The organism is Bizionia hallyeonensis, from assembly GCF_042657385.1.
Lineage (GTDB): Bacteria > Bacteroidota > Bacteroidia > Flavobacteriales > Flavobacteriaceae > Algorimicrobium > Algorimicrobium hallyeonense.
This window is the reverse complement of the sequence record NZ_JBHSLA010000002.1, coordinates 284,577-309,519: the sequence shown is the minus strand read 5'-3', so window position 1 is coordinate 309,519 and position 24,943 is coordinate 284,577. Positions and strand designations below refer to the sequence as shown.

Annotated in this window: 24 protein-coding genes; 19 read left to right on the top strand and 5 right to left on the bottom strand. The window is 32.7% G+C overall.

The features are described 5' to 3' along the window. Positions 1-86 precede the first annotated feature (86 nt). The 6 genes from ACFPH8_RS06825 (at position 87) to ACFPH8_RS06800 (ending at position 5,160) form a co-directional block, all read left to right on the top strand. Positions 87-1,037 (top strand): isopenicillin N synthase family dioxygenase, encoded by a 951-nt coding sequence (locus ACFPH8_RS06825; RefSeq protein WP_376859579.1) that lies wholly within the window; start codon positions 87-89, stop codon positions 1,035-1,037. Positions 1,038-1,039: 2 nt separating this feature from the next. Beyond that, entirely contained in the window at positions 1,040-1,369 is a 330-nt protein-coding gene (locus ACFPH8_RS06820) for a translation initiation factor (RefSeq protein WP_248399777.1), read from the top strand. Next, positions 1,369-2,295, top strand: coding sequence for a DUF1835 domain-containing protein (locus tag ACFPH8_RS06815; RefSeq protein ID WP_376859577.1), 927 nt, complete (start codon positions 1,369-1,371; stop codon positions 2,293-2,295). Before ACFPH8_RS06820 ends, ACFPH8_RS06815 begins: the two co-directional genes overlap by 1 nt. A 3-nt stretch (positions 2,296-2,298) precedes the next feature. Then, positions 2,299-3,171, top strand: coding sequence for a nucleoside phosphorylase (locus tag ACFPH8_RS06810; RefSeq protein WP_248399781.1), 873 nt, complete (start codon positions 2,299-2,301; stop codon positions 3,169-3,171). Next, a complete protein-coding gene (locus ACFPH8_RS06805; RefSeq protein ID WP_376859575.1) occupies positions 3,168-4,025 on the top strand; it encodes a substrate-binding domain-containing protein in 858 nt (285 codons plus the stop codon). Before ACFPH8_RS06810 ends, ACFPH8_RS06805 begins: the two co-directional genes overlap by 4 nt. A 535-nt stretch (positions 4,026-4,560) precedes the next feature. Beyond that, positions 4,561-5,160: a hypothetical protein gene (locus ACFPH8_RS06800; protein WP_376859573.1), complete on the top strand. Its 600-nt coding sequence runs from the start codon at positions 4,561-4,563 to the stop codon at positions 5,158-5,160. Here ACFPH8_RS06800 and ACFPH8_RS06795 read toward each other — a convergent pair whose 3' ends face one another. Continuing rightward, a complete protein-coding gene (locus ACFPH8_RS06795; RefSeq protein WP_376859571.1) occupies positions 5,161-5,826 on the bottom strand; it encodes a uracil-DNA glycosylase in 666 nt (221 codons plus the stop codon). Positions 5,827-5,891: 65 nt separating this feature from the next. Between ACFPH8_RS06795 and ACFPH8_RS06790 the strand changes: the two genes are divergently transcribed. Next, positions 5,892-7,385, top strand: a complete 1,494-nt coding sequence (locus ACFPH8_RS06790; RefSeq protein ID WP_376859569.1) for a YfcC family protein — start codon at positions 5,892-5,894, stop codon at positions 7,383-7,385. Between the two features lie 12 nt (positions 7,386-7,397). On the opposite strand, the gene ACFPH8_RS06785 is transcribed toward ACFPH8_RS06790, so the two are convergent. Then, positions 7,398-8,363 (bottom strand): alpha/beta fold hydrolase, encoded by a 966-nt coding sequence (locus ACFPH8_RS06785; RefSeq protein WP_376859567.1) that lies wholly within the window; start codon positions 8,361-8,363, stop codon positions 7,398-7,400. A 135-nt stretch (positions 8,364-8,498) separates the two neighbouring features. Here ACFPH8_RS06785 and ACFPH8_RS06780 point away from each other — a divergent pair, with 135 nt between their 5' ends. From ACFPH8_RS06780 to ACFPH8_RS06750, 7 genes are all read left to right on the top strand, one after another. Further along, a complete protein-coding gene (locus ACFPH8_RS06780) occupies positions 8,499-10,670 on the top strand; it encodes an endonuclease MutS2 (RefSeq protein WP_376859565.1) in 2,172 nt (723 codons plus the stop codon). A gap of 66 nt (positions 10,671-10,736) precedes the next feature. Then, positions 10,737-11,156, top strand: a complete 420-nt coding sequence (locus tag ACFPH8_RS06775; protein ID WP_376859563.1) for a thiol-disulfide oxidoreductase DCC family protein — start codon at positions 10,737-10,739, stop codon at positions 11,154-11,156. A gap of 27 nt (positions 11,157-11,183) precedes the next feature. Next, positions 11,184-11,936 (top strand): DUF3575 domain-containing protein, encoded by a 753-nt coding sequence (locus tag ACFPH8_RS06770; protein WP_376859561.1) that lies wholly within the window; start codon positions 11,184-11,186, stop codon positions 11,934-11,936. A 63-nt stretch (positions 11,937-11,999) separates the two neighbouring features. Then, a complete protein-coding gene (locus ACFPH8_RS06765; RefSeq protein WP_376859559.1) occupies positions 12,000-12,635 on the top strand; it encodes a hypothetical protein in 636 nt (211 codons plus the stop codon). 137 nt (positions 12,636-12,772) lie between these two features. Next, entirely contained in the window at positions 12,773-13,684 is a 912-nt protein-coding gene (locus ACFPH8_RS06760; RefSeq protein WP_376859557.1) for an EamA family transporter, read from the top strand. Positions 13,685-14,029: 345 nt separating this feature from the next. Then, positions 14,030-14,806, top strand: a complete 777-nt coding sequence (locus ACFPH8_RS06755; RefSeq protein WP_376859555.1) for a TIGR02757 family protein — start codon at positions 14,030-14,032, stop codon at positions 14,804-14,806. A gap of 46 nt (positions 14,807-14,852) precedes the next feature. Then, entirely contained in the window at positions 14,853-16,337 is a 1,485-nt protein-coding gene (locus tag ACFPH8_RS06750) for a S10 family peptidase (protein ID WP_376859553.1), read from the top strand. Positions 16,338-16,422: 85 nt separating this feature from the next. Here ACFPH8_RS06750 and ACFPH8_RS06745 read toward each other — a convergent pair whose 3' ends face one another. Next, positions 16,423-18,315: a M61 family metallopeptidase gene (locus tag ACFPH8_RS06745; RefSeq protein ID WP_376859551.1), complete on the bottom strand. Its 1,893-nt coding sequence runs from the start codon at positions 18,313-18,315 to the stop codon at positions 16,423-16,425. A gap of 102 nt (positions 18,316-18,417) precedes the next feature. On the opposite strand from ACFPH8_RS06745, the gene ACFPH8_RS06740 reads away from it, so the two are divergent. The 5 genes from ACFPH8_RS06740 (at position 18,418) to ACFPH8_RS06720 (ending at position 23,652) form a co-directional block, all read left to right on the top strand. Then, the gene (locus ACFPH8_RS06740) at positions 18,418-19,425 is read left to right on the top strand and encodes a glycosyltransferase (RefSeq protein ID WP_376859549.1); all 1,008 of its coding nucleotides are present in this window, start codon (positions 18,418-18,420) and stop codon (positions 19,423-19,425) included. 71 nt (positions 19,426-19,496) lie between these two features. Continuing rightward, positions 19,497-21,422, top strand: coding sequence for a BatA domain-containing protein (locus ACFPH8_RS06735; protein ID WP_376859547.1), 1,926 nt, complete (start codon positions 19,497-19,499; stop codon positions 21,420-21,422). Next, the gene (locus tag ACFPH8_RS06730; RefSeq protein WP_376859545.1) at positions 21,419-22,672 is read left to right on the top strand and encodes a dihydroorotase; all 1,254 of its coding nucleotides are present in this window, start codon (positions 21,419-21,421) and stop codon (positions 22,670-22,672) included. The genes ACFPH8_RS06735 and ACFPH8_RS06730 overlap by 4 nt, the downstream gene beginning before the upstream one ends. After that, on the top strand, positions 22,672-22,998 hold the full coding sequence (locus tag ACFPH8_RS06725; protein ID WP_066247726.1) for a DUF4870 domain-containing protein: 327 nt from the start codon (positions 22,672-22,674) through the stop codon (positions 22,996-22,998). Before ACFPH8_RS06730 ends, ACFPH8_RS06725 begins: the two co-directional genes overlap by 1 nt. Before the next feature lie 12 nt (positions 22,999-23,010). Continuing rightward, complete coding sequence (locus ACFPH8_RS06720) at positions 23,011-23,652, top strand: alpha/beta hydrolase (RefSeq protein WP_376859542.1); 642 nt, start codon at positions 23,011-23,013, stop codon at positions 23,650-23,652. Here ACFPH8_RS06720 and ACFPH8_RS06715 read toward each other — a convergent pair. Continuing rightward, on the bottom strand, positions 23,635-24,150 hold the full coding sequence (locus tag ACFPH8_RS06715; protein ID WP_376859540.1) for a hydrolase: 516 nt from the start codon (positions 24,148-24,150) through the stop codon (positions 23,635-23,637). The two genes, ACFPH8_RS06720 and ACFPH8_RS06715, sit on opposite strands and share 18 nt — an antisense overlap. Continuing rightward, entirely contained in the window at positions 24,150-24,911 is a 762-nt protein-coding gene (locus ACFPH8_RS06710; protein ID WP_248399828.1) for an MBL fold metallo-hydrolase, read from the bottom strand. The genes ACFPH8_RS06715 and ACFPH8_RS06710 overlap by 1 nt, the downstream gene beginning before the upstream one ends. Positions 24,912-24,943 lie beyond the last annotated feature (32 nt).

The following is a 24,943-nucleotide window of genomic DNA, read 5'->3' as shown; positions in this document are numbered from 1 at the left end:
AATAACAATCTAACAATAAATAGTATTCCAAACTTTATAATGTTTTCGTACATTTGTAATACATACGCATTAAAAACTATATCCTTATGAATACGATACCAAGTGTTAATTTAAAAGATTTTTTATCCGAAGACCCAAAACGCAAACAACAATTTGTAGATGCTATAGGAAAGGCCTACGAAGAAATTGGTTTTGTTGCTTTAAAAGGGCACTTTTTAGATGATAAACTAGTCGATAATTTATATGGAGAAGTAAAAAACTTCTTTGAACTCCCTTTAGAAACCAAGCAAAAATATGAAATTGAAGGCATTGGTGGCCAGCGTGGTTATATTTCATTCGGAAAAGAAAGCGCTAAAGGTAAGAAAGAAGGCGATTTAAAAGAGTTCTGGCACTTTGGACAATTTGTAGAAAACAATCCAAAATTAGAAGCAGAATACCCTAAAAATGTAGAAGTTAAAGAACTACCGGAGTTTAATAAAGCTGGAAAAGAAACGTACCGCATGTTGGAAAAAACAGCTAAATATGTGTTGCGTGCTTTAGCATTGCATTTAAAATTAGAAGAAACCTATTTTGATGATTACATACATAATGGAAATAGTATTTTACGTCCAATCCACTATCCACCAATTGTAGATGAACCTAAAAACGCAGTTCGTGCTGCTGCCCACGGTGATATAAATTTAATTACACTATTAATGGGTGCTCAAGGTCGTGGTTTACAAGTTCAAAACCATAAAGGTAAATGGTTAGATGCCATTGCAGAACCTGATGAATTAATGATAAATGTGGGTGATATGTTATCAAGACATACCAATAATAAATTAAAATCCACCATCCATCGCGTTATCAATCCACCAAGAGAACTTTGGGGAACTTCACGCTACTCCATTCCGTTTTTCATGCATCCTATAAGCGATATGAAATTGGACGTTTTAGAAAGTTGTATTGACGAGGATAACCCAAAACAATTTGATGACATTACGGCGGGCGAATTTTTAAATGAGCGTCTTATTGAATTAGGGTTAATTAAAAAGTAAATATGGATTTACAAGATCAATTAAAGAATCTTTTTCCAGAACATATTGAAGAAGAATCTGAAGCTACAGCAGATACAAGCAAAGGTTTGTGGATTCAAGATGATCCCATTTTATGCAAATATGAAAAACGTAAAGGTAAGCCAATAACCATTCTTGATGGTTATACTGGTGCTACCGAAGATTTTAAGGCCTTGGCAAAAGAACTAAAAACAACCTTAAGTGTTGGAGGCAGTTTTAAAGATGATAAAATTATTATTCAAGGCGATTATCGCGATAAAATAATGACCATTTTAAAAGAGAAAGGGTTTCAAGTTAAACGTGTTGGAGGCTGATGAAAAGAGGTTCCCTTCATATAACTAATGGCACGCATTTAACAAACTATTTACAAGATTTGGATGTTAAAGGCACTTTTTTAACGTGGCAAGAAATGTTGTGTGATGGTCCTACACCTGTTCAAATTGATTCACAACGTTTTATAGATACCCGAAAAGCGTTTCTAAAAAATGTGTATGGTATTGAGATTAACGAAGAAGAAATAAAAAATGAATTAGCGGTTTTAGACCAAGCAGACATGTTTTCGGAAATAGTTCTTTGGTTTGAATATGATTTGTTTTGCCATATTAATTTATTGGGTGTTATAAAATTACTTCAAGAAAGGAAAGTAAATTTACCCCTCTATTTAGTCTGTAGCGGACGTATAGAAGGTGAAAAAAACTTAAAAGGATTATCAGAATTAACGGCAAACCAGCTTTTAGATCATTATGATAAAAAAGTGTTGCTACAAGATTCAGATATTGAAATAGCAAGATCCGTTTGGCATATATACTGTGGCAAAGATCATAATTTGCTAAAACCATATATTGTTAAAAAATCGTCATTTCTTTATTTGAATAGTTGCCTTAAAGCCCATTTAAAACGCTTCCCAAATTTAAAAAGTGGTTTGGGCGTACTAGAGAAAAACATTTTAACTATCGTTCGTGATAAAGATGTTAAATCTAGAGGTCATTTAGTTGGTTATGCCTTAAATTTTCAAGGATATTATGGCTATAGTGATATTCAAATTCATGAATTAATTAAAACATTGTCCCTGTTTTTTGAGGAAACAGAAAACAGTATCACATTAAACCGAAAAGGTCATGAAGCCCTTATTGGTTTACGAAACTTTGCTCCAGAAATTAACAACAATACGGTATTTGGTGGTGTTAACCGATTAGATTTTTATTACAGCACCAAACATAACGAACTTATAAAAAAATAAAACATGCCAATAAAAGAATCTGAACTGATATTAAATCCAGATGGAAGTGTTTATCATCTAAATTTAAAACCAGAGAATATTTCAAACACCATAATTTTTGTTGGTGATCAGGATCGTGTAGAGAAAATTACTAAACATTTTGATTCTATTGAATTTACCACTCAGAAACGTGAATTTAAAACGCAAACTGGTATTTATAGAGGAAAACGATTAACCGTTTTATCTACCGGAATAGGTCCAGATAATATTGATATTGTTATGAATGAACTGGATGCCTTGGTAAATATTGATTTACAAACACGTCAGCCAAAAAAGGACTTAACATCGTTAAACATTGTTAGGGTTGGAACATCCGGCTCTTTACAACATGACATACCAGTTGATAGTTTCGTTATTGGCTCCCATGGGTTAGATTTAACTGGTTTACTTCATTTTTATCAAATAGATGAGTTTACGAATCCTGAAATTGAAACGGCGTTTATTAATCATACAAATTGGCATAGTAATAAATCCAGACCTCTTTTTATTGCCAATAGTGCCAAATTACAAAACCATTTTTCTTCAGAAAAAACGTTCACAGGTATTACAGCAACAGCTGTTGGTTTCTATGGACCACAAGGTCGCGTGTTGCGATTACCTGTTCAGGATGCCGATTTAAATTCTAAAATGGATTCATTTGATTTTGAAAACAATCGGATTTCAAATTTAGAAATGGAAACATCTGCCATATACGGATTGTCAAAATTATTAGGCCATCAGGCGCTATCACTAAATGCCATAATTGCAAATCGGGCGAATGGAACGTTCAGTAAAGACCCGAAAAAAGTAGTTGAGAATTTGATTATTTACACCTTGGATAAAATGATAACATTATGAAAACGGTAAAAATAGGTGGTGTTCCAGAACATTTCAATTTGGCTTGGTATTTAACATTGAAAAATGGCGATTATAAACAAGAGAACATCAATTTACGTTGGCATGATTATCCTGGTGGGACTGGTGCAATGAGTAAAGCCTTACGCAAAGGGGATATTGATATTGCTGTTATTCTAACGGAAGGAATTATTAAAGATATTATAGAGGGAAATCCTTCTAAAATTGTTCAAACCTTTGTAGAAACCCCATTAATATGGGGAATTCATGTCGGAGCAAATTCACCACACCAGTCACTTAATGATATAAAAGGAACTAAAGCTGCTATTAGTCGGTATGGTTCTGGATCGCATTTAATGGCTTATATCAATGCTCAAAATAATAATTGGGATACTACTAAAGACTTACACTTTGAAGTCGTAAAAAATTTAGAAGGTGCTGTTGAAGCACTTTCAAATAATTCGGCAGATTATTTTATGTGGGAAAAATTTATGACTAAACCCATAGTAGACAAAGGCGTTTTTAGACGATTAGGTAATTGCCCTACGCCTTGGCCTTGTTTTGTAATTGCCGTTAGTGATCATTTTATTGAAAATCATTCCACGGAATTACAAACCATTTTAAATATTATAAATAAGTGTACAAAAAACTTCAAAACACTTCCGAATATTGATCAAGTCATTGCATCACGATATGATCAGAAATTAGAAGATGTTAAGGAGTGGCTATCATTAACGGAATGGTCGCAAAGTGCCATAGATGAAGCTACTATCAACAAAATCCAAGAGCAGTTATTAGCCTTGGATATTATTTCGAAAACGGTTCCTTTTGATAGGTTAGTTCATAAATTACACTAAAAACTAAACGTTTATTACAATTCGGTTTTTTAAGCACAATAATTTGCAATTATAACAATTGTAACTTTTTATGGATTTAAGAATCTCATGTAAATTTTGTTAATTTAACTTTACATTTGTGTTTAATTTTTTCCAATTTTTAACATATTCGCAATAAAACAAGACTAAAGCGCCTAGTAATCACGTCTTTAAAAAGTAACCTTACATCGATAAATGTTAAAATTATTATAATTCTTAAGTTAAATGCATTATATTTGACCCCTTGAGATCAATTAAATTCATCGCTTATGCTATTAACGATTACTTTTTTACTCTCTTTTTTGGTTGCAGTTAATTTTTTATTATTAATTTTTAGCTGTAACAAAACCACGAAACGTGTTAACCAAAAAATTGAAAACCGACCAACATTTGTTGTTACTAAAAACCGAGTTGTTTCTACTGAATCAACCCAACTAGCACCTACAGGGAGTTAATTATTATTTTTCTTTTTTACGCAACCTTTCCCTGACATTTGCATCTACTCATAAATGACATTATGAAAATTGCATCGATTATAATTCTCACGGGAATTTCTCTATGTGCCTCTATTTGTTGTCCTGGTGAGGACGATTATCTGTATTCCAACACAAATGTTAGAAATGATACAGTTATTCAAATAGAAAACAATACCATTGATTTTCAGGTTAATGATACCATTTATATTTCAACAATGCTTAATAATGAGCAAGTTTCAGTAAATAATAATACGGTTTTACTAACCGATTATATTCTTCTAAATTCACAAGAGAATTTCTATTTTTACAATTTAAATTTATATAAAGAAACGGCCTATGGCACGTATGCTTTAATTGAATTAAACGAAAACTCATTAAATGTACTTGAAGGTATAACAACAGTAGATTATCAAAGTTTATTTGTTCGTTGCAATCTGAACAACACTATTTTTAGGAATAAATTTGGGATTAAGCTTTTGGAACCTGGTAAGTATTACCTGTCTGGTTCGCATAATTATTATAATGAGGGTGAAGAATTAGTCCATATTTCAACTAATTCCTATAATAATGATCATATTTCTATAAGCTCAAAAATTATGGCTTCGGACACAGCGGGTCGCTATTATTTTACCGTTAATTAATTACCAGCTTATTGGTGAATAGCCTTTGCCTTCTAAAATAGCATTCGTTTTACTAAAATGTTTATTTCCAAACCAAAAACCTCTATTTGCGCTTAATGGAGAAGGATGACCGCTAGTTAGAATAGTATGCTTATTGGTGTCAATTAATTTTGATTTCTTTTTTGCAAACCCGCCCCAAAGTAAAAACACAACATCTTTCTGATTATCACTAATAGTTTTAATTACCCTATCTGTAAAGGTTTCCCAACCCATCTTTTGATGACTACCAGCTTCATGAGCTCTAACGGATAATGTAGCATTTAATAACAAGACACCTTGTTTTGCCCAATGTAATAAATTGCCGCTTTCTGGATACGGTTTATTAATATCGGATTCCAATTCTTTGAACATATTTCTTAACGATGGAGGATGTGCCGTGTTTTCATTGACACTAAAACATAAACCATTTGCTTGCCCTTCGCCGTGATAAGGGTCTTGACCAATTATAACAACTTTAGTTTCTTCAAATGGACAAGTACTAAACGCCTGAAAAATTTCAGATACTGGCGGATAGCAGGTGTTTTTTTGATATTCGGATGTCACAAAAGCCATTAATGCCTTAAAATAATCTTTTTCAAATTCCGCCTTTAAAAGCGGTTTCCAACTATCATGAATTTTCACTTCCATTTTTAGAACATTTTTTATGTCACCACTAAATTAATATTATCTTTAGCACCATAAAACAATATGTCTTGAAAAATTTAAAATTTCCAACAGCACAAACAATTTTACTTATTATTGCTGGACTCGTTGCCTTGCTAACATGGATTATTCCTGCGGGAAAATATGATACGCTGACCTATAATAAAGCAGGTAATAGTTTTACTAAAACACATTTAGAAACAACAGAAACATTACCAGCAACTCAAGAAACATTAAAAACTTTAAATATAAATATCCCTTTAGAGAAGTTTACAGAAGGTGATATTTGGAAACCAATTTCTATTCCAAACACATATCAAGTTGTAGAGGCCAAACCCCAAAGTATGGTGGAATTTTTTCAATCACCAATCAAAGGAATCATTGAAGCTTCTGATATTATTTTTCTTGTATTAATAATAGGTGGATTAATTGGTATTATGAACTATACTGGTGCTTTCGATGCTGGAATATCCTGGCTAGCCATAGCGCTTAAAGGCCATGAGTATATATTAATTATATTGGTTACTACACTTATTGCTTTAGGAGGAACCACTTTTGGTTTAGCCGAGGAAACCATAGCCTTCTACCCTATTTTAATTCCCATGTTTTTAGCTGCAAAATATGATGCCATGGTGCCATTAGCCACTATTTATTTGGGTTCATCCATTGGAACTATGTTTTCTACTGTTAACCCATTTAGTACAATTATAGCTTCGGATGCTGCCGGAATTAATTGGACAACTGGATTAACAGGTCGTGTTATCACATTAATAATAGGTGTTATAATTTGTATTGTATATATTTTAAAATATGCCAATAAAGTGAAAAAGGATCCTACTAAATCCATAATTTATAGTCAAAAAGAAGAAATTGAAGCACATTTTGGAACTAAAAGCGAAAACATTGTAAAATTAACCACTAGACTACGCTTAACCCTCATTGTATTTACACTTTGTTTTGTTGTAATGATTTACGGTGTTTCTCAATTAGAATGGTGGTTCGTGGAAATGACAACGGTATTTTTTGTTGGAGCTATTTTAATTGGATTTATTGGAAAAATTAAAGAAACAATTTTTGTGGAAACCTTTGTTAAAGGCGCGTCAGATTTACTAGGTGTGGCTTTAATTATTGGGATTGCTCGTGGCGTTTCCGTGTTAATGAATGATGGATTAATTAGCGATACCATGCTCTATCATGCAAGTACGGCAACCGAAGGTATGAATAAAGGCGTTTTTGCAAACGCAATGTTATTTATTTATAGTGGACTATCCTTTTTTATTCCTAGTTCTTCTGGAATGGCTGTTTTAACCATGCCAATCATGTCGCCTTTGGCTGATACCGTTGGGTTTGGTCGGGAAATTATTGTTAACTGCTACCAATATGGCATGGGGTTATTTGCTTTTATTAATCCAACGGGGTTAATTCTAGCCTCTCTAGCCATTGTTAAGGTGGGTTATAACAAGTGGCTAAAATTTGTTTTACCGCTACTACTTATACTAACTATTTTTACAATGATTATTATTACACTTCAAGTGTATTTATAATCTTGAAATACTTTATTTCCTGTTGTCAGCTTTTAAAAAATCGAGAATTTTTGTGTTTACAACATCCGCCTGGTCAACGGTTAAAAAGTGTCCTGCATTACCAATTATTTCACCTTCACCTTTAGGGATTAAGGTTTTAGCCATTTGAACGGTTTTGGAGTTGTTAATAACATCATCATCACCAATTAAAACTAATACAGGCATTTTCAACGACTGAAAATCTCGTTTGGAAAACGGGCGCATATCCAAAACAAATTTATTTATAGAATCATTGCGTTCCGATTTATAATATTGCTTTAAATACGTTTTATTAATATTAGCCACATTACTAGACATAGACTTTAAGCCCTGTTCTATTTGTTTCTCTTCCGAAGAAAAAAGTGATATTAAATTTTTCAATAAATCAGCACTTGGTCTAATCCAGATAAAAGTTTGTGCAGGACTTAATAACACCATTTTCTTGATCCGATCTTGGTTAAATAAGGCTATTTTCATAGAAATCCACCCACCTCTTGAAGCACCAACAAGCGTAAACTCGTTCAACTTTAGCTTATCAAAAATTTCATTATACCAAGTTACAATCTGTTCAACATCATCAAAAGTTCCGGTTTTAAGAGATTTTCCGGGTTCCAAAATAAAATCGATTGCTAAAAGTCTATAATCTTTTGAAAGTGCTTTAGCATTTGGATACCAACTCGTTGAAGTTGCGTTCATACCATGCAATAAAACCAAGGGTTCGCCATTACTAGGACCGCTTACAACCACATGGGCCGTTCCAAAGCTAGTCGGAATATACAATTCTTCAACCGGAATATCCCACAGTTTTAAAGAGGCATCATACGCATCAAAGTATGGCTTTAAATTAGCATTTGGTTCTGCTATATAATCCGGTTTTTCCGTATATTTTAAATAGTCTTTTTTACAAGATGTTAAGTTCACAACTATAATAAGTAGGATTAGGGCTTTTAATATTCTCATAAATTTATTTCTAAAAAGCCAAAGCTACATAAATATAAAATGAACTTATACTTTTTAACTTTAGATTAGTTTTAAAACATAATCCGTATTTTTGTTATCCTAAAAAAAAGTTATGCCTTTCCATAAGGACCATTTATGATACATATTCACGAAAAAACACTCCAAGATCTTGAATTTTCTACAGTTTTACAACAAGTAAGTGAGTTGTGTATTACTCCTTTAGGTCATGAAGCTACATTACAAATAGCGCCTTTAAACAATAAAGAGTCTGCTATAAAAGCTTTGGTATTAACCAATGAATATTTAGCATCTTTAATAAATGATAACCGGATTCCCAATCATGGTTTTGAAACCATTGCCAAGGAATTAAAGCTTTTAAAAATTGAAAACACCTATTTAGAAGCGCATAGCTTAAAAAAAATAGTATCTATTTCTATTACGGCTAATGATAGTATTCTTTTTCTAAAGAAATTTCAAGAGTATTACACCAATTTATATGAATTTGCCTCAGAAATTGAAGTGACCAAAGTGTTAATTGAAGAAATTGATACAATTATCGATCGCTTTGGTGATGTAAAGGACAATGCATCGTCATTATTATTTGAGTTACGACATGATATTAATAAAATTAAAGGGAAAATTAATCAGAGTTTTTCTTCGGCACTTCACACATATCATCAATTAGAATATCTGGATGATATACGAGAATCTGTAGTAGATAATAAGCGTGTATTAGCAGTTAAAGCTATGTACAGGCGTAAAGTGCGCGGTTCCATAATGGGAGGCAGTAAAACAGGAAGCATTGTTTATATAGAGCCCGAAACCACATTGCAATACACACGTGAGCTAAATAATTTGGAATATGAAGAAAATGAAGAGGTTGTTCGTATTTTAAAATCCCTAACCGATTTCATCAGACCGTTTTTACCTCTATTAAAGCAGTATCAAGAATTTTTAACGCAAGTTGATGTTATTTCTGCCAAAGCCAAATATGCCAAATCCATGGATGCTATTTTGCCAGAAATTAGTGATAACCGCGAGCTATATTTACGAGACGCTTTTCATCCTTTACTATATTTAAGTAATAAAAAGAAAAACGAAAAAACATATTCCCAATCTATTAAATTAACTCAAGAAAATCGGATTATTGTTATTTCTGGTCCCAATGCAGGTGGAAAAAGTATCACGTTGAAAACTGTTGGTTTATTACAAATTATGCTCCAGTCTGGATTTTTAATTCCGGTTCATGAACGTAGTAATGTATTTTTATTTGATAGGGTTATTACAGATATTGGTGATAATCAGTCTATTGAAAACCATTTAAGCACCTACAGTTACCGCTTAAAGCAGATGAATTACTTCTTGAAGAAATGTAATAAAAACACCCTATTTCTTATTGATGAGTTTGGAACAGGATCAGACCCAGAATTGGGAGGTGCGCTAGCCGAAACATTTTTAGAAGAATTTTATCATCGTGAGGCATTTGGAATTATTACTACCCACTACTCCAATCTTAAAATTCTAGCCAACGAATTACCGTATATGCAAAATGCTAATATGATGTTCGACGAGAAAACTTTGGAACCCATCTATAAACTAGCATTGGGACAGGCTGGAAGTTCGTTTACTTTTGAAGTGGCTCAAAAAAACGGAATTCCTTACAGTTTAATAAATCGTGCCAAAAAGAAAATTGAACGCGGGAAAGTTCGTTTTGATAGAACGATAGCCAAACTGCAAAAGGAACGCTCAAAATTAGAGAAAACCGAACAATCCTTAAAAGAAAACGAGCGCAAGAAGCAAACTGAAGCTGAAAAGCTAGAGGAAATAAATATAAAAATCCAGAAAAAATTAGAGAGTTATCAAGAATTGTATGATAGCAATCAGCGACTCATATATTTGGGTCAGAAAATTGATGATTTATCCGAGAAGTACTTCAATAATAAGCAAAAACGCGAATTGATGAATGAACTATTTAAACTGGTTCAAATTGAAAATTCTAAACGTAAAAAAACAACGGTAAAAAAACAAAAGGCTGAAAAGGCCAAATTTGAAAAAGTTAAACAAGAAGCCGAGAAAACAGTTGCTGTTATTAGGAAAAAGAAAAAAGTAGCCAAGGAAAAAGAAAAAAACAAACCCGCTGCTCCAAAGCCTATTTTAAAAATTGGGGATCGCGTTCGCATGCAAGATGGTCGTGCCGTTGGAAGCATTGATAGTATTGAAAAAAATAAAGCTATTGTAAATTATGGTATGTTTACTACCAACGTTAGCATGGACCAATTGGAGCTGGTAGAGGCCATTAAGAAATAAGGGGTTGGAATTAGGATAAGTGTTTTTTTTGGTCACTCATAATTAATTCTTGCGTATTTTTGTAATATGATAGACGGATTACCAGATAATAAGCAATTAATTCTCTTTGATGGTGTTTGCAATTTATGCAATAATGCCATTAATTATGTTATAAAACACGATACACAAAATGTATTTATGTTTGCGCCGTTACAAGGTGAAACTGGTAAACAAATAATTGAAAAATTTAAAATTGACACAAGCAAAATAGATTCTATTTTGCTTTATTCTTCAGAAAATAAACTGTCCTACAAATCTACTGCTGCACTCAAAATAGCTTGGAAACTTGGATTTCCACGTAATTTATTAGCCTTTTTTTTTATAATTCCAACTTTTTTAAGGAACTGGGTTTATGAATTTATAGCTAAAAACAGATATAAATGGTTTGGTAAAAAAGATGCCTGTATGCTGCCTACAAAAGAATTACAAGCAAAGTTTCTAAATTAACTGATTTATTATTTTTTTATTATACTTTTGATTAATAAGAAAAACCTAACCAAACATATCGTAATCTTGGCCGCTTTCATGGCTTATAATCAGGCTTTTTCACAGGAACTAAAGGATACTAATAGCTTTAAAACTCATAAAAATGAAGTATCTCTTGAGCTATTACAATTACTTAATGGTGTATATCAAATATCTTATGAACGTAGTTTTTTCGATAATTTTTCGGCATCACTGGCAGCAGGTTATAAAGGAAAATCAGGGTTAATAGGCTTTTCTGGAATTGATAAACCAAAATTGAAAACTGGTGATATTTTTTATACAGGGTTTCAAATTATACCAGAAGTCAGATATTATTTACCTAAAACTTCAAAAACAGCTTTAACCGGCTTCTACATTGGTGCCTATTATAAATACTCTAATTATAAATCAGAATTAGACGGCTCTTATACAGGCACAGATGGGTTTATTTACGATTTGGAATTCGATATGAAACTTGATATTAGTTCCGTAGGATTAATGATTGGTTATAAGCTACCAATTACCAAACATTTAAATATCGATTTTATAATTGCAGGTCCAGGTGCTGGGAATTATAATTTTAAATTTATAAATAAAAAGGATTTACCAGAAGAGTTTTATGAAGATTTTAATCAAGCTTTAGAAGATTACAGTATTTTAGATTTTATAAATGGAGATTTTAGATTCTCTCAAGTCAATAATAGGTCGCAGTTTAATGCTTTTTCGTTCAGATATGGTATTTCATTGGGCTATACATTTTAATATCCGATAATTAATTAAATCAAAAACAATGAAAACACGCTTAAATTAACAGCCATCTTATTAATGGTAATTACCTCTAGTTGTTCTGGAATAAAAGTTTTAGATGCTTGGAAATCAGATTCATCTGCAAACATTAAGGATAACAACATTCTTGTTATTTCAAGAACAGAAAATAAACAAGCACGTATAGCTTTTGAGCAAGAAATAGCAAAACAACTACGAGCAAAAGGTATGAAAGCTACTGAAAGCTTTAAGGAAATGCCAAACTTTAATCATGATACAGAACTAACGGAAGCACAACAAAAAAACTTCAAGGCATTTTTAGAAAACGAGGGTTATGATGCGGTTATCGTTACTGTTGTAAAAGATTACCAAGAGCGCACAGAAACAACGCAAGATGGCGGGTATTACGCTGGTGCTAGTTATTACCCATCCTACTTCCCTGGCTATTATGGTGGTTTCTATGGTTATTACGGAAACAGAATGTCCTACTCAACTTATGGAAGTTATGTGCCTATGAGCTCTACAACCCAGGTTGTAAAAACATACATCGTGGAAACTGTGGCTTATGATTTAACTCAAGAAGATGGTAAGCAACTTGCTGCTGTGGTAACGACTAAAATAGACGACCCACAAAATGTAACTAAAAACGCGGTGGAATACACGGAGAAAATTACAAAAGCATTAACCTCTAAATAAAAAAGTAATTTATTAGTATTTTTTAAAGCCTTGAAACTTTCAAGGCTTTTTTCTGTTATAAAGCGAAAATTATAACACTAATTAACAACTATTCTAGACTAATTAAAACTACTTTTGCCGATTAATTATTTCTGCCAATGAACACAACAAAGTATTATATTGCTGCCACTCTTGCCTTTACCATTTGGGGGTTCTTTAGTCTAGTTTTAAAACCGTTATCTAACTTTTCTGCGTTTGATATTTTGAGCTATCGCTCGATTGTTTCTGTTGCAATAATGTTAATAGTTACCTTATTTTTTAGACCAAAGGTTTTAAAAAAGAATGTAGGTTTATTTAAATCATTGGAAAAAAAGGAACGAATTAGGATTCTTGTAATTAATATGCTTAGTGGTTTCTTTTTAGCCTTTAATTGGTATATTTTTATTTATGTTATGAACAATGTTAGCGTGAAAGCCACATCTTTAGCCTATTTAATTTGTCCAATTCTAACCATGGTTTTGGCCTTTATTATTTTAAAGGAAAAACTCTTCAAACTTCAATGGTTTTCAGTAGTATTGAGCTTTGCGGCCTGTATTCTACTATCGTTGGGCAACTTTACGGATTTACTTTACAGTATGATTATTGCATTAACCTATGCTATTTATTTAGTCTTGCAACGAAGAAATCAGGAGTTAGATCGGTTTTTAATTCTTACAGTTCAAATTGTTTTTGCAGTCATTATTTTAAGTCCATTTTTCCTAACCTACGAGTATCAAACGCCTAAAACAAGCTTTTTTTATAGCATGATTGCTTTAATAGCAATAGGATTTACCATTATACCCATGTTTTTAAACATCTACGCGCTGCGAGGTTTAAATTCCTCCGTGGTTGGTATATTTATTTATTTGAATCCTTTGATTAATTTTTTCCTAGCAGTCTTTTATTTTAAAGAAACAATTACTGTCATGCAAGGTGTTAGTTATGGACTAATTATTATTTCCATTATTATATTTAATATACCAGCTTTAAAACATCGTATTAATAGAAGGCGTGCAGCACATATTCAATAAAAAAAGGTCCTGAAGTATATCAAGACCTTTTTTTAAACTAACCTAAAATTAAACTTAAAATAAAAAAACTAAACTAAACTAAACTAAACTATCGTTAAAGTGTTTAGCACCACTGTTTTAATTATTCAAATGTACTTATCTTAAAGCAAAGAAACTTTATATAATCGTTAAACTGAATTTATATTTGTTAAGACAAACTTTTTTGTAAAAAATATCTATGAAATACCAATTACCGTTTCATTTTATTTGTTTTATGGAGATACTCGAAGTCTTTTAATTTTATCAAACAAACTAATAATGGTAATTTTGACTTTCATTATTTATTAAAAATTTTAAACTTCAAGCGTGGCAAAAAAGCTCAATAAAACAGAACTGAAAACCTTTTTAGATGAAAAAGTTGCACAATATAATACACGTGATTTTCTTGAAACGGATCCTATTAAAATCCCGCATACCTTCTCTAAAAAAGAAGATATAGAAATTGCAGCCTTTTTAACCGCAACCATTGCTTGGGGAAATAGAAAAAGTATTATTAATAATGCGCAACGCATGATGCAGCTATTAGATCAAGAACCCTATCAATTTATCATAAATCATAAGGAATCGGATTTAAAAGCACTGGAACCGTTTGTTCATAGAACCTTTAACGGTTTAGATTTTATTACTTTTATAAGTGGTTTACAGCATGTTTATACCAATCACAACGGGTTGGAAGCTGTTTTTGAGAAACATGCCGAGGCTTCAAGTCTACAATCTGCTATTCATCATTTTAAAAAGGTGTTTTTTGAAATTGAACATTTGCCTAGAACCCAAAAACATATTTCAGATCCTTTAAAGAATTCAGCAGCCAAACGCATTAATATGTTTTTACGTTGGATGGTAAGACCTGAAAATACAGGTGTCGACTTCGGAATTTGGAAATCCCTTTACACCAAACAACTATCTTGTCCGTTGGATGTTCACTCTGGGAATGTAGCTAGAAAACTAGGTTTATTAACTAGAAAACAAAATGATGGTAAAGCATTATTAGAATTAGATACCAGTCTCCGAAAGTTAGATGCTAATGACCCTGTAAAATATGATTTTGCCCTTTTTGGGCTTGGCGTTTTTGAAAGCTTCTAACTAAATTCAGTATCTTTAAATTTTATATTAATTCACAATCCTTTTTATGAAAAAACTATTTTTTATTTTCAGTGTTTTATCGTTTATCCAAATTCATTCTCAAAATAGAAAAATCCCGGTAGACACCATGGTTGTTACTAATCACAGTACAACTATTAATGGTATTGGTATGAATTATTCAGCAACAACAGGAACACAACCTGTTTGGAATTCGGATGGAGAACCTATGGCCACATTATTTTACACCTACTATCAACGCAGTAATGTGAAAGACAAGGCAAACCGACCTTTGGTAATTTCATTTAATGGTGGGCCAGGCTCGGCTTCTGTTTGGATGCATGTTGCTTATACAGGACCACAAATATTAAAAATTGATGATGAAGGTTATCCTGTTCAGCCTTATGGCGTAAAAACGAACCCATACTCTATTCTAGATGTCGCTGATATTGTTTTTGTAAATCCCGTAAATACTGGCTATTCACGAATGGTAGAAGATAAAGATGGTAAACTACCAAACCGGAAAAACTTTTTCGGAATTAATGCCGACATTAGTTATTTGGCTGAATGGATAAATACGTTTGTAACACGACATAATCGTTGGGAATCGCCCAAATATTTAATAGGTGAAAGTTATGGTGGACCAAGAGTTATGGGTTTAGCTGAAGAGTTACAAAACAACCAATGGATGTATTTAAATGGTGTTATTTTGGTGTCTCCTGCCGATTATAAAATTTACTCTACCGATCAACCTATTTATTCCGCTTTAAATTTACCATACTTTACAGCTGCGGCTTGGCATCAAAAAGCGTTAGCTCCTGCCCTTCAACAAAAGGATTTATCGGAAATATTACCAGAAGTTGAAGCCTATGCTATAGATAAACTTATGCCAGCCATTGCAAAAGGTGGATTTATTTCTGAAGCAGAACGGAATGCCGTAGCTGAAAAAATGAGCTTATATTCAGGTTTAAGTCAATCATCAATTTTAGATCATAATTTAAATATCCCGACTAGTTTTTTCTGGAAAGAATTATTACGTGATCGTGGTTATACTATTGGAAGATTAGATTCTCGCTATTTAGGCATTGATAAAATGGCTGCTGGAAATTCACCAGACTACAATGCGGAATTATCATCTTGGTTACATTCCTTTACGCCAGCAATTAATTATTATTTGCGCGAACATTTAGATTTCAAAACAGACGTAAAATATAATATGTTTGGTGATGTGCATCCTTGGGACAGACAACATGATAACACTAGAGATCGGTTACGCCAAGCAATGGCTCAAAATCCGTATTTAAAGGTCTTGGTGCAATCTGGTTATTATGATGGTGCTACCACCTATTTTGCTGCTAAATATACGGTTGGACAATTAGATCCTTCTGGCACTATGAAAGATCGTTTTATATTTAAGGCTTACAGAAGTGGACACATGATGTATTTACGTAAAGAAGATTTAAAATCGTCCAACGATGATATTCGTGACTTTATTAAAAACTCATTATCAAATGGTAAATCGGCTAAATATTAGGTTCTAAATTTTACCAAGTTTCTTAAAACAAAAAACACCTGATGAAGCGAATCATCAGGTGTTTTTTTATTTTTAAATAATTAAATTAGCCTTTCAACCACGCATTACGCAATTCTTTTTGCGCTGCTGTAGCATCTGCTTTATTGTGTAAACTACTTCCTTTAGTATAGGCTGGCGTTAAAGCTGTTTTAATAACAACTTCTTTTCCATCACGACTTAAAACCACATTTACGTCTTGTCCTTCTTCCCAAGAAAATACTTCTTGGAATACCTTATTTGCATTTTGTAACGAAACTGGAGTTCCATCAATAGATTTAATCACATCGTTAGGCATGGCACCTTGATCTTTCCAGAAACTATTTCCTAAAACATTGTCTGTAAAAAAGATAGTTCCTTCACCTTGATTTGCAGTAACAATTAAAGCGCCATTTCCTTGAATATAATTTGTTTTAACTTGACCCTCGCCAATTTCAATACCTACTTTTTCAAAAAACACATTATAATCAATTGGCACATCACCAATTACGTGGTCGTCAAAAAAGGTGCGCAATGACGGATATGTCATTGCTACAATTTCATCAATAATTTTATCATCATCAAATGGCTTATTTTTACCATATTTCATAGATAACTCTTTCATAAGTGATAAAATTCCACGATTACCATCGCTTCCTTCGCGAATTAGAATATCCAAACACATCCCAATTAACGCACCTTTTTGATATACGTTATAATACTGACTTGCATAAGGCTCATCTAATACGTTTTCACTCATAACCGTAAAACTCATAGCATCATTCATGCCTTTTGCAGCACCAATTTTATCCATGATTTTCTTGTAAAACTCATCTTCCGGAACTAAACCTTGATTTAATTGAAAAAGTGTAGCAAAATATTCCGTTACACCTTCATACATCCATAAATGTTTTGAAAACGTAGGGTTATTATAATCGAAATAATGAACATCGTCAGAATGTACACTTAAAGGAGTTACAATATGAAAAAACTCGTGAGATACTATGTCAATCATACTTTTATCCAATGCACTTTGTGGCATAGATTCTGGCATAACCACAACCGTAGATGTGTGATGTTCTAAAGCACCAAAACCTTTAGGCGAACCTTCTTGCCCATCTGATAAATACACATAAATATCATAACGAGGTGTGCTATCCACATCACCTAAATAAGTTTTCTGCCCTTCCATCATAGTCTGCATGGCATCTTTCATGGATTTCGCGCTATGCTTTTTATTTGGGGAATATACACTCAATACAACTTTAATTCCACCTACTTCAAATTCTTCAACATCTAACTTTCCATACATCATTGGGTTATCAGTAATATCAAAATAACGAGGCGCAAAATAAGACGATGTCATAACTTTACCATCAGCACTTGTAGTGGAATCTGACATTTGTAAAGCTGAAGTTCTAACAAAATCGGCTGGAGCAATGACGTCCAATTTATATTGACTGTTTTTAAGCGAATCAAAATACCCAATAAATCCATGTAAATTCAACACATAGTTATTAGGCTCAATATTTGTTCCTGCAGGAGAAAATGGCACATCACCACCAATACCGCCAACCACTTCTTGGTCAAATGTATCATTTACATGATAAGTAATGTAATCTAATTGTGATGCATTAGCAATAGTCCAAGAATTGGTGTCTATCTTATTTGCTGGCATAGGATTTCCGTTATAATCAAAGGCTAGGAAGGTATCAATATATTTTCCAAAATCACTAACAGAATAGGTGCCTTGAACAACTTTTGGAAGTCTATAGGTAACGGTTTCAACAGTAAAACGTCCTGGGTTAATGGTTACAGGCACTTTATCATCAGATACTTTGGTGATATCTATTACGGTTTCAATGGGATTGCTAGTGGCTAAATCGTCACTACTTGTTTTGGTTGAAGATCCACAAGCTACAAGCAATGCAGAAAAACCAATAATGGCTAGAGTTTTTTTCATTATTAAAAAATTAAGTTTTTTTACTTGACGCTCAAATGTACAATGTGTTACACATTTTTGCTATAACTTTTTGTTAAAATGAAGTTTAACTATATTCGCAATATGTCCAAATCCTTAATTAGCATTGTTACACCTTTTAAAAACACGGAGAAGTTTCTTCCTGACTGTTTGCTGTCCATTTTAAATCAAACTTATACCAATTGGGAATTAGTGATTGTTGATGATGGATCAACGGATAGTAGTTATAATATTGTTGCGCAATTTGCTAATCGCGATCAACGGATAAAAGTTTATAAAAATCCAGGTTCTGGTATTATTCAAGCCTTGCAATTTGCTTTTTCTAAAACTTCAGGTGATTTTATGACGCGTATGGATAGTGATGATATCATGACTCCTAATAAACTTGAAGTTTTGCACGCCAATTTAATAGAATATGGCCAAGGACATGTAGCTGTTGGACAGGTAAAATATTTTCGAGAAGATGGTATAAGTGATGGTTTTGCCAAGTACGAAAACTGGCTAAACCATTTAACAGAATTTGGAACCAATTTTAAAGAAATTTATAAGGAATGCGTCATCCCATCGCCTTGTTGGATGGTGTATCGCGCCGATTTTATAGCTTGTGATGCATTTAATCCCAACACATATCCCGAAGATTATGATTTAGCATTTCGCTTTTACAAATATAACCTAAAATGTATTCCATGTTCTGAAACCATTCATTTATGGCGAGATTACAACAGCAGAACATCGAGAACGCATGAAAACTATGCGCAAAATAATTTTCTAGAATTGAAAGTAAATTACTTTATAGAATTAGATTACCAAACGTCTAGACCCTTGGTAATTTGGGGAGCCGGAAAAAAGGGTAAAACGGTTGCACGATTGTTACAAGAGCAAAACATTCCATTTTATTGGATTTGTGATAATCCTAAAAAAATAGGAAAAGAGATTTATGATGTGAAATTACACCACACTAACCATCTTAAAACATTGATAAATCCACACTGTTTAATTACGGTTGCCAATAAAGTAGAGCAAAAAAATATTAAAAAACAATTGGCGGAATTAAGGTTAATACCGGCTTCAGATTATTTCTTTTATTGCTAATCCTTTAATTTGTTGTTAAAAGGTTTTCTATTTCGCTGTAAACACTATTTTTGTAGGAAACAAATCAAGGAATGCAGTTTAAACATCCAGAAATACTTTACGCTTTATTTTTGCTTCTTATTCCTATTATTGTTCATTTATTTCAATTGCGTAAATTTCAAAAGGAATCCTTTACCAACGTAGCTTTTCTAAAGAAAGTAACACTTCAAACGCGTAAAAGCTCTCAAATAAAAAAGTGGATAACCTTACTAACACGTATGCTACTTTTAGCCTGTGTTATTGTTGCATTCGCACAACCTTTCACCTCTAAAAATAACACCTTCAATACGACACCAGAAACGGTTATTTATTTAGATAATAGTTTTAGTATGCAAGCCAAAGGTGAAAATGGTGAGCTTTTAAAACGTGCCGTTCAGGAATTAATTGAGAATTTAGATCCAAACGAACCCATATCTTTAGTCACAAATACGGAAGTATTTAAAAACACGACGCTTAAAAGTATTCAGAATGATTTGTTGCAAATGGAATATGCACCAAATCAATTACCATATGATGCAGCTGTATTAAAAAGTTCCAAATTATTCAGCAATACAGCTAATTTGAATCGAAACTTGGTGTTTATTTCAGATTTTCAAGAACAAGACAAGGCATTTGGTGTCCATTTGGATTCACTTTACAACATGCATCTTGTTCAATTAAAACCAGTAAACACCCAAAATATTGCTATAGATAGTTTAAGTGTTAATAACGCAACTGCCACGAATACAACACTTCATGTGTTTTTAAAATCTAGTGAAGGTGTGTCAAGAAATGTGCCCATTTCCTTATTTGATGGTGAAAAATTATTAGCTAAAACTACAGTCAATTTAACAGATCAGGCGATTGGCGAGTTTACACTGACAGAAAAAAGTATCGCCAATGGTCAAATTGTTATTGACGATACCAGCTTGCAGTTTGATAATACACTGTATTTTAATATTGATGAACCTTCTGCTATTAACGTGTTAACGATTCAAGAAGATACATCAAGTTCATATTTAGAACGTTTATTTGCTTCCAATGAATTTCAGTTAACCACAACAAGCCTGAATAAATTAAATTATAGTGCTATTGAGAAGCAACAACTCATTGTTTTAAACGAATTAGGATCAATTCCTGGATCTTTAGCAAATTCCTTAACTACTTTTATGAAACAAGGTGGATATGTGGTTATTATTCCAAACTTAACCTCTGAAACAGCTAATTATAATGCCATTTTAGGTTTATACGGAATAAAATTACAAAATGCTGTAACCACCGAAAAACGTGTTACACGGATTAATTATTCGCATCCTATTTATAAAAACGTATTTGAAAAGCAGGAATCTAATTTTCAGTATCCGAAAGTAAATACCTTTTTTCCAATACAATCGGCATCAGGCCCCAATGTATTAGCTTTTGAAGATGGAAAACCATTTTTGGTTACCAACAATCAAATAGCCCTTTTTACAGCCGCTTTAAATACAGACAATTCTAACTTTAGTGAATATGATTTAATTGTGCCTACATTTTACAATTTAGCGCGACAGAGTTTACAGAAAGCCCAACTCTACTATACCATTGGTGTTGAAAACAGTTTTGATGTTCCGGTTAATTTGGAACAGGATGGTGTACTATCATTAGAAAATGAAAACGGAAATATGATTCCTATGCAGCAGTATTTTAATGATAAAGTAACTATTACCACTATTAATTTACCAGAAACAGCAGGTGTTTACAGCATAAAAAATAAAACAACCACGATTACCAATGTCAGTTTTAATTATAACAGACAGGAAAGTGATTTAAACTACCAAGATTTAAGTCTATTAAAGAACATTAATATCAGTAATTCTATTAGTGATATTTTTGAAACTATAAAAAGTGATACGAAAATCAATGCCTTATGGAAATGGTTTATTATTTTTGCATTAGCTTTTATAATTATTGAAATGCTCATCTTAAAATATTTTAAATGAACGTACTCATAAAATCTGCCACAATAATTGATTCTAAAAGCGATTTTCATAATCAAACGGTCGATATTTTAATTGAAAAAGGAACTATTTCTCAAATAGCTTCAACTATTAAAAACACAAATAACTACAAAGAAATTAAGTTAGATAACCTCCATATTTCCCAAGGATGGTTTGATAGTAGCGTGAGCTTTGGAGAACCAGGTTATGAAGAGCGTGAAACCATTGCTAATGGCCTTAAAACAGCAGCATTTTCTGGATTTACAGCAGTGGCATTAAATGCTAATAGCAATCCTGTAATTGATAGTTTTGCTAATATTTCATTGGTTAAAGCCAAAGCGCAAAACCATGCCGTTTCCCTCTACCCTATTGGTTCTTTAACCAAGGGAGCTTTAGGAGAAAACATGGCTGAATTGTTTGACATGAGTCAAGCTGGAGCTGTTGCTTTCTATGATTACCAGAAACCGATTGAGAATCCCAATCTGATGAAAATTGCGCTACAATATGCCAGTAATTTTGATGGTTTAATTATGTCCTTTCCACAGGAATCTCGTATTTCTCGTTCCGGTGTTATGAATGAACATGTTTCAAGCACACGTTTAGGATTAAATGGAAATCCAGCTTTAGCTGAAGAATTACAAATAGCAAGAGACTTATTTTTGTTAGAATATACAGGAGGCAAATTACATGTTCCAACCATTTCAACGGCCAAATCGGTTGAATTAATTCGCGACGCTAAAAAGAAGAAATTAGATGTCACTTGTAGTGTTGCCATTCATAACTTATACTTTACAGATGATGCACTTGAAACATTCAACACGAACTTTAAGGTATTACCTCCAATTAGAACACAATCAGATGTTAACGCATTAATAGAAGGTATAAAAGATGGTACTATTGATATGGTAACTTCCGACCATAATCCGATAGATATCGAGCATAAAAAAATAGAATTTGATCATGCAAAATATGGCACAATTGGATTAGAATCTGCTTTTGGCGCACTACAAACACTATTCACTAACAAGAAAACAATTGCACTTTTAACCAATGGAAAAGAACGATTTGGGATAGAGCCAAGTTCCATTTCAATTGGAGAAAAAGCAAGTATAAGCTTGTTTAATCCTGATGAAACCTACACATTTAAGAAAACAAATATCACGTCTACTTCTAAAAACACCATTTTTGAAAATGCCGAATTAAAAGGACAGGTTTATGGCGTAATTTCTAATAATAAAATAATTTTAAAATAATGACAGATCAAACCATACAAGAAGGCAGAACCATGGCTATTGTAGCTTATTTTACGTTCGTTGGTTTAATAATAGCCATCGTTCTTAATATTGATAAAAAGAACCCATTCACATCATTTCATATTAGGCAAATGTTGGGACTGGTAATTATGTTATTGGTTTCTAATATTACCGAAGAATATTTAAGTTCTTGGTTAGGAACCATTTTTTGGGCCATAACTTTTGTTAGTTGGCTGTTTGGGTTGGTTTACGCCATTAAGTCTGAAATGAAACCGATTCCTGTTATTGGTGAAAAATTTCAGGAATGGTTTAGAAATATTAATTAAAAAAAAGACACATTGAATTTACACTATATCACAAGACCCTCATCATTAAAAGAAAATGCACCTTTATTAATTCTATGTCATGGTTATGGCAGTGATGAAAACGATTTGTTTTCCTTTGCATCTGAACTTCCCGAAGAACTGTTTATTATTTCACTTCGTGCACCGCAAGCCATGCAGCCCTATGGGAATGCTTGGTATGCTATAAATTTTGATGCCGAAAAAGGAAAATGGAGCGACGATGAACAAGCCAAGGAATCACGTGATAAAATCTCCGAATTTATCGATTATGCTTGTAACACCTATCCTGTTAATAAAGACAGCGTGAATTTATTGGGTTTTAGTCAAGGAACCATTTTAAGTTATGCCGTGGCATTAACTTACCCTGAAAAGGTGAAAAATATAATTGCATTAAGCGGTTATATTAACCCAAATATTATTCCAGAAAACCCATTAGGCAAAGATTATTCTAACCTAGATTTTTACTGCTCACATGGTAGCGCTGACCAAGTAATTCCAGTAGATTGGGCGAGACAAGCACCTAAATTTTTAAATAGTCTGAACATTAAAAATCAGTATGCCGAATTCCCGGTTGGTCATGGTGTAGCACCTCAAAATTTTTACGACTTTAAAAAGTGGTTAATTGAAAGGATATAAGAAGGCTTCCGCTACTTTAAATGTTAGTTGTTCATCTTCAGATAAATCATAGGTAATTAATATTTCACCCCAATATTTTCCATCGGTAAAATTGGCTATAATCCATTTATGGTTTAGTACGCGTATTTGGTCAATCATCATTTTACCACCATTTAGTGCGGGATAAGGAATTAAAGGATGCTCCTCACCTTTTACTAAATTAAGTTCGTATAACTCATCTTTAATAAACGGAATCAGCTCACTTACACGATAACCTCTATCTTCAAAGTAACTTAAAGCAGACTCTGTATTCATTACCGAAAATTCAGATAAGTTTAAAACCTGATCGCGTAACCCCGAAATGGTATCATTATATTTTTGAGCATAGCGTTCAAAATGTGCAACTTTTTTGTCTATGATGCCCTCATAAGAGTCTAAAATACGTTTGGAGTTTACATATTGAAACACCACTAAAAGAAGTGCGAATATAAACAGGTACATAAAAATTTTATTCTTCATTATATGGTAATTTGTAAGTTATCGTAAGCTAAAAAAACGTTTTCCGGTAAGGTTTGTTGTACGGCGTCATGAAAACCTAATAAATGACTAATATGTGTTAAATAAGCACGTTTGGGATTTAAATATGCTATTATTTCCAATGCTTGTTCCAAATTTAAATGGGATGGATGTTCGGTTTCACGTAACGCATTAATCACTAAAACATCTAAGCCTTTTAATTTCTGTAATTCAGAATCTTCAATTGTTTTAATATCCGTTAAATATGCAAAATTTTGAAAACGATATCCAAACACTTGAATATTATAATGCTTGGCATTAATAGGAACAACCTCTATATTGCCTAAAGGAAATGCTTCGTTTTTCACTTCATGTTGTACCACACTTGGTGCACCTGGATATTTATTTTCGGTTGTAAATATATAATCAAAACGCCGTGTTAATTCGCCTAAAACACGTTTATGTGCATAAATTGGAATAGCACCTTGATTAAAAAAATATGGTCTAATATCATCTAATCCAGCCGTATGATCTGCATGTTCATGAGTAAAAATAACCGCATCAATTTTTGTGCATTTGGCGCGTAACATTTGCTGTCTAAAATCCGGCCCACAATCAATGACATAGGTATAACTATCCCATTCTACTAGAACAGAAACACGTAAGCGTTTATCTTTTGGGTTTGTACTTAAACATACTGGATTTGTACTCCCTATAACAGGAATTCCTTGAGATGTCCCAGTACCTAAAAATGTAATTTTCAATCGTATTTATTTTGAAACAAAAATAGGGTTAA

Excerpts from the sequence above, each read along its gene's own strand:
- ACFPH8_RS06810 (WP_248399781.1), top strand. The coding sequence starts at position 2,299 with ATGCCAATAAAAGAATCTGAACTGATATTAAATCCAGATGGAAGTGTT.
- ACFPH8_RS06780 (WP_376859565.1), top strand. The coding sequence starts at position 8,499 with ATGATACATATTCACGAAAAAACACTCCAAGATCTTGAATTTTCTACA.
- ACFPH8_RS06730 (WP_376859545.1), top strand. The coding sequence starts at position 21,419 with ATGAACGTACTCATAAAATCTGCCACAATAATTGATTCTAAAAGCGAT.
- ACFPH8_RS06825 (WP_376859579.1), top strand. The coding sequence starts at position 87 with ATGAATACGATACCAAGTGTTAATTTAAAAGATTTTTTATCCGAAGAC.
- ACFPH8_RS06745 (WP_376859551.1), bottom strand. The coding sequence starts at position 18,315 with ATGAAAAAAACTCTAGCCATTATTGGTTTTTCTGCATTGCTTGTAGCT.
- ACFPH8_RS06805 (WP_376859575.1), top strand. The coding sequence starts at position 3,168 with ATGAAAACGGTAAAAATAGGTGGTGTTCCAGAACATTTCAATTTGGCT.
- ACFPH8_RS06715 (WP_376859540.1), bottom strand. The coding sequence starts at position 24,150 with ATGAAGAATAAAATTTTTATGTACCTGTTTATATTCGCACTTCTTTTA.
- ACFPH8_RS06775 (WP_376859563.1), top strand. The coding sequence starts at position 10,737 with ATGATAGACGGATTACCAGATAATAAGCAATTAATTCTCTTTGATGGT.
- ACFPH8_RS06785 (WP_376859567.1), bottom strand. The coding sequence starts at position 8,363 with ATGAGAATATTAAAAGCCCTAATCCTACTTATTATAGTTGTGAACTTA.
- ACFPH8_RS06800 (WP_376859573.1), top strand. The coding sequence starts at position 4,561 with ATGAAAATTGCATCGATTATAATTCTCACGGGAATTTCTCTATGTGCC.
- ACFPH8_RS06795 (WP_376859571.1), bottom strand. The coding sequence starts at position 5,826 with ATGGAAGTGAAAATTCATGATAGTTGGAAACCGCTTTTAAAGGCGGAA.
- ACFPH8_RS06740 (WP_376859549.1), top strand. The coding sequence starts at position 18,418 with ATGTCCAAATCCTTAATTAGCATTGTTACACCTTTTAAAAACACGGAG.
- ACFPH8_RS06815 (WP_376859577.1), top strand. The coding sequence starts at position 1,369 with ATGAAAAGAGGTTCCCTTCATATAACTAATGGCACGCATTTAACAAAC.
- ACFPH8_RS06760 (WP_376859557.1), top strand. The coding sequence starts at position 12,773 with ATGAACACAACAAAGTATTATATTGCTGCCACTCTTGCCTTTACCATT.
- ACFPH8_RS06820 (WP_248399777.1), top strand. The coding sequence starts at position 1,040 with ATGGATTTACAAGATCAATTAAAGAATCTTTTTCCAGAACATATTGAA.
- ACFPH8_RS06725 (WP_066247726.1), top strand. The coding sequence starts at position 22,672 with ATGACAGATCAAACCATACAAGAAGGCAGAACCATGGCTATTGTAGCT.
- ACFPH8_RS06750 (WP_376859553.1), top strand. The coding sequence starts at position 14,853 with ATGAAAAAACTATTTTTTATTTTCAGTGTTTTATCGTTTATCCAAATT.
- ACFPH8_RS06765 (WP_376859559.1), top strand. The coding sequence starts at position 12,000 with ATGGTAATTACCTCTAGTTGTTCTGGAATAAAAGTTTTAGATGCTTGG.
- ACFPH8_RS06735 (WP_376859547.1), top strand. The coding sequence starts at position 19,497 with ATGCAGTTTAAACATCCAGAAATACTTTACGCTTTATTTTTGCTTCTT.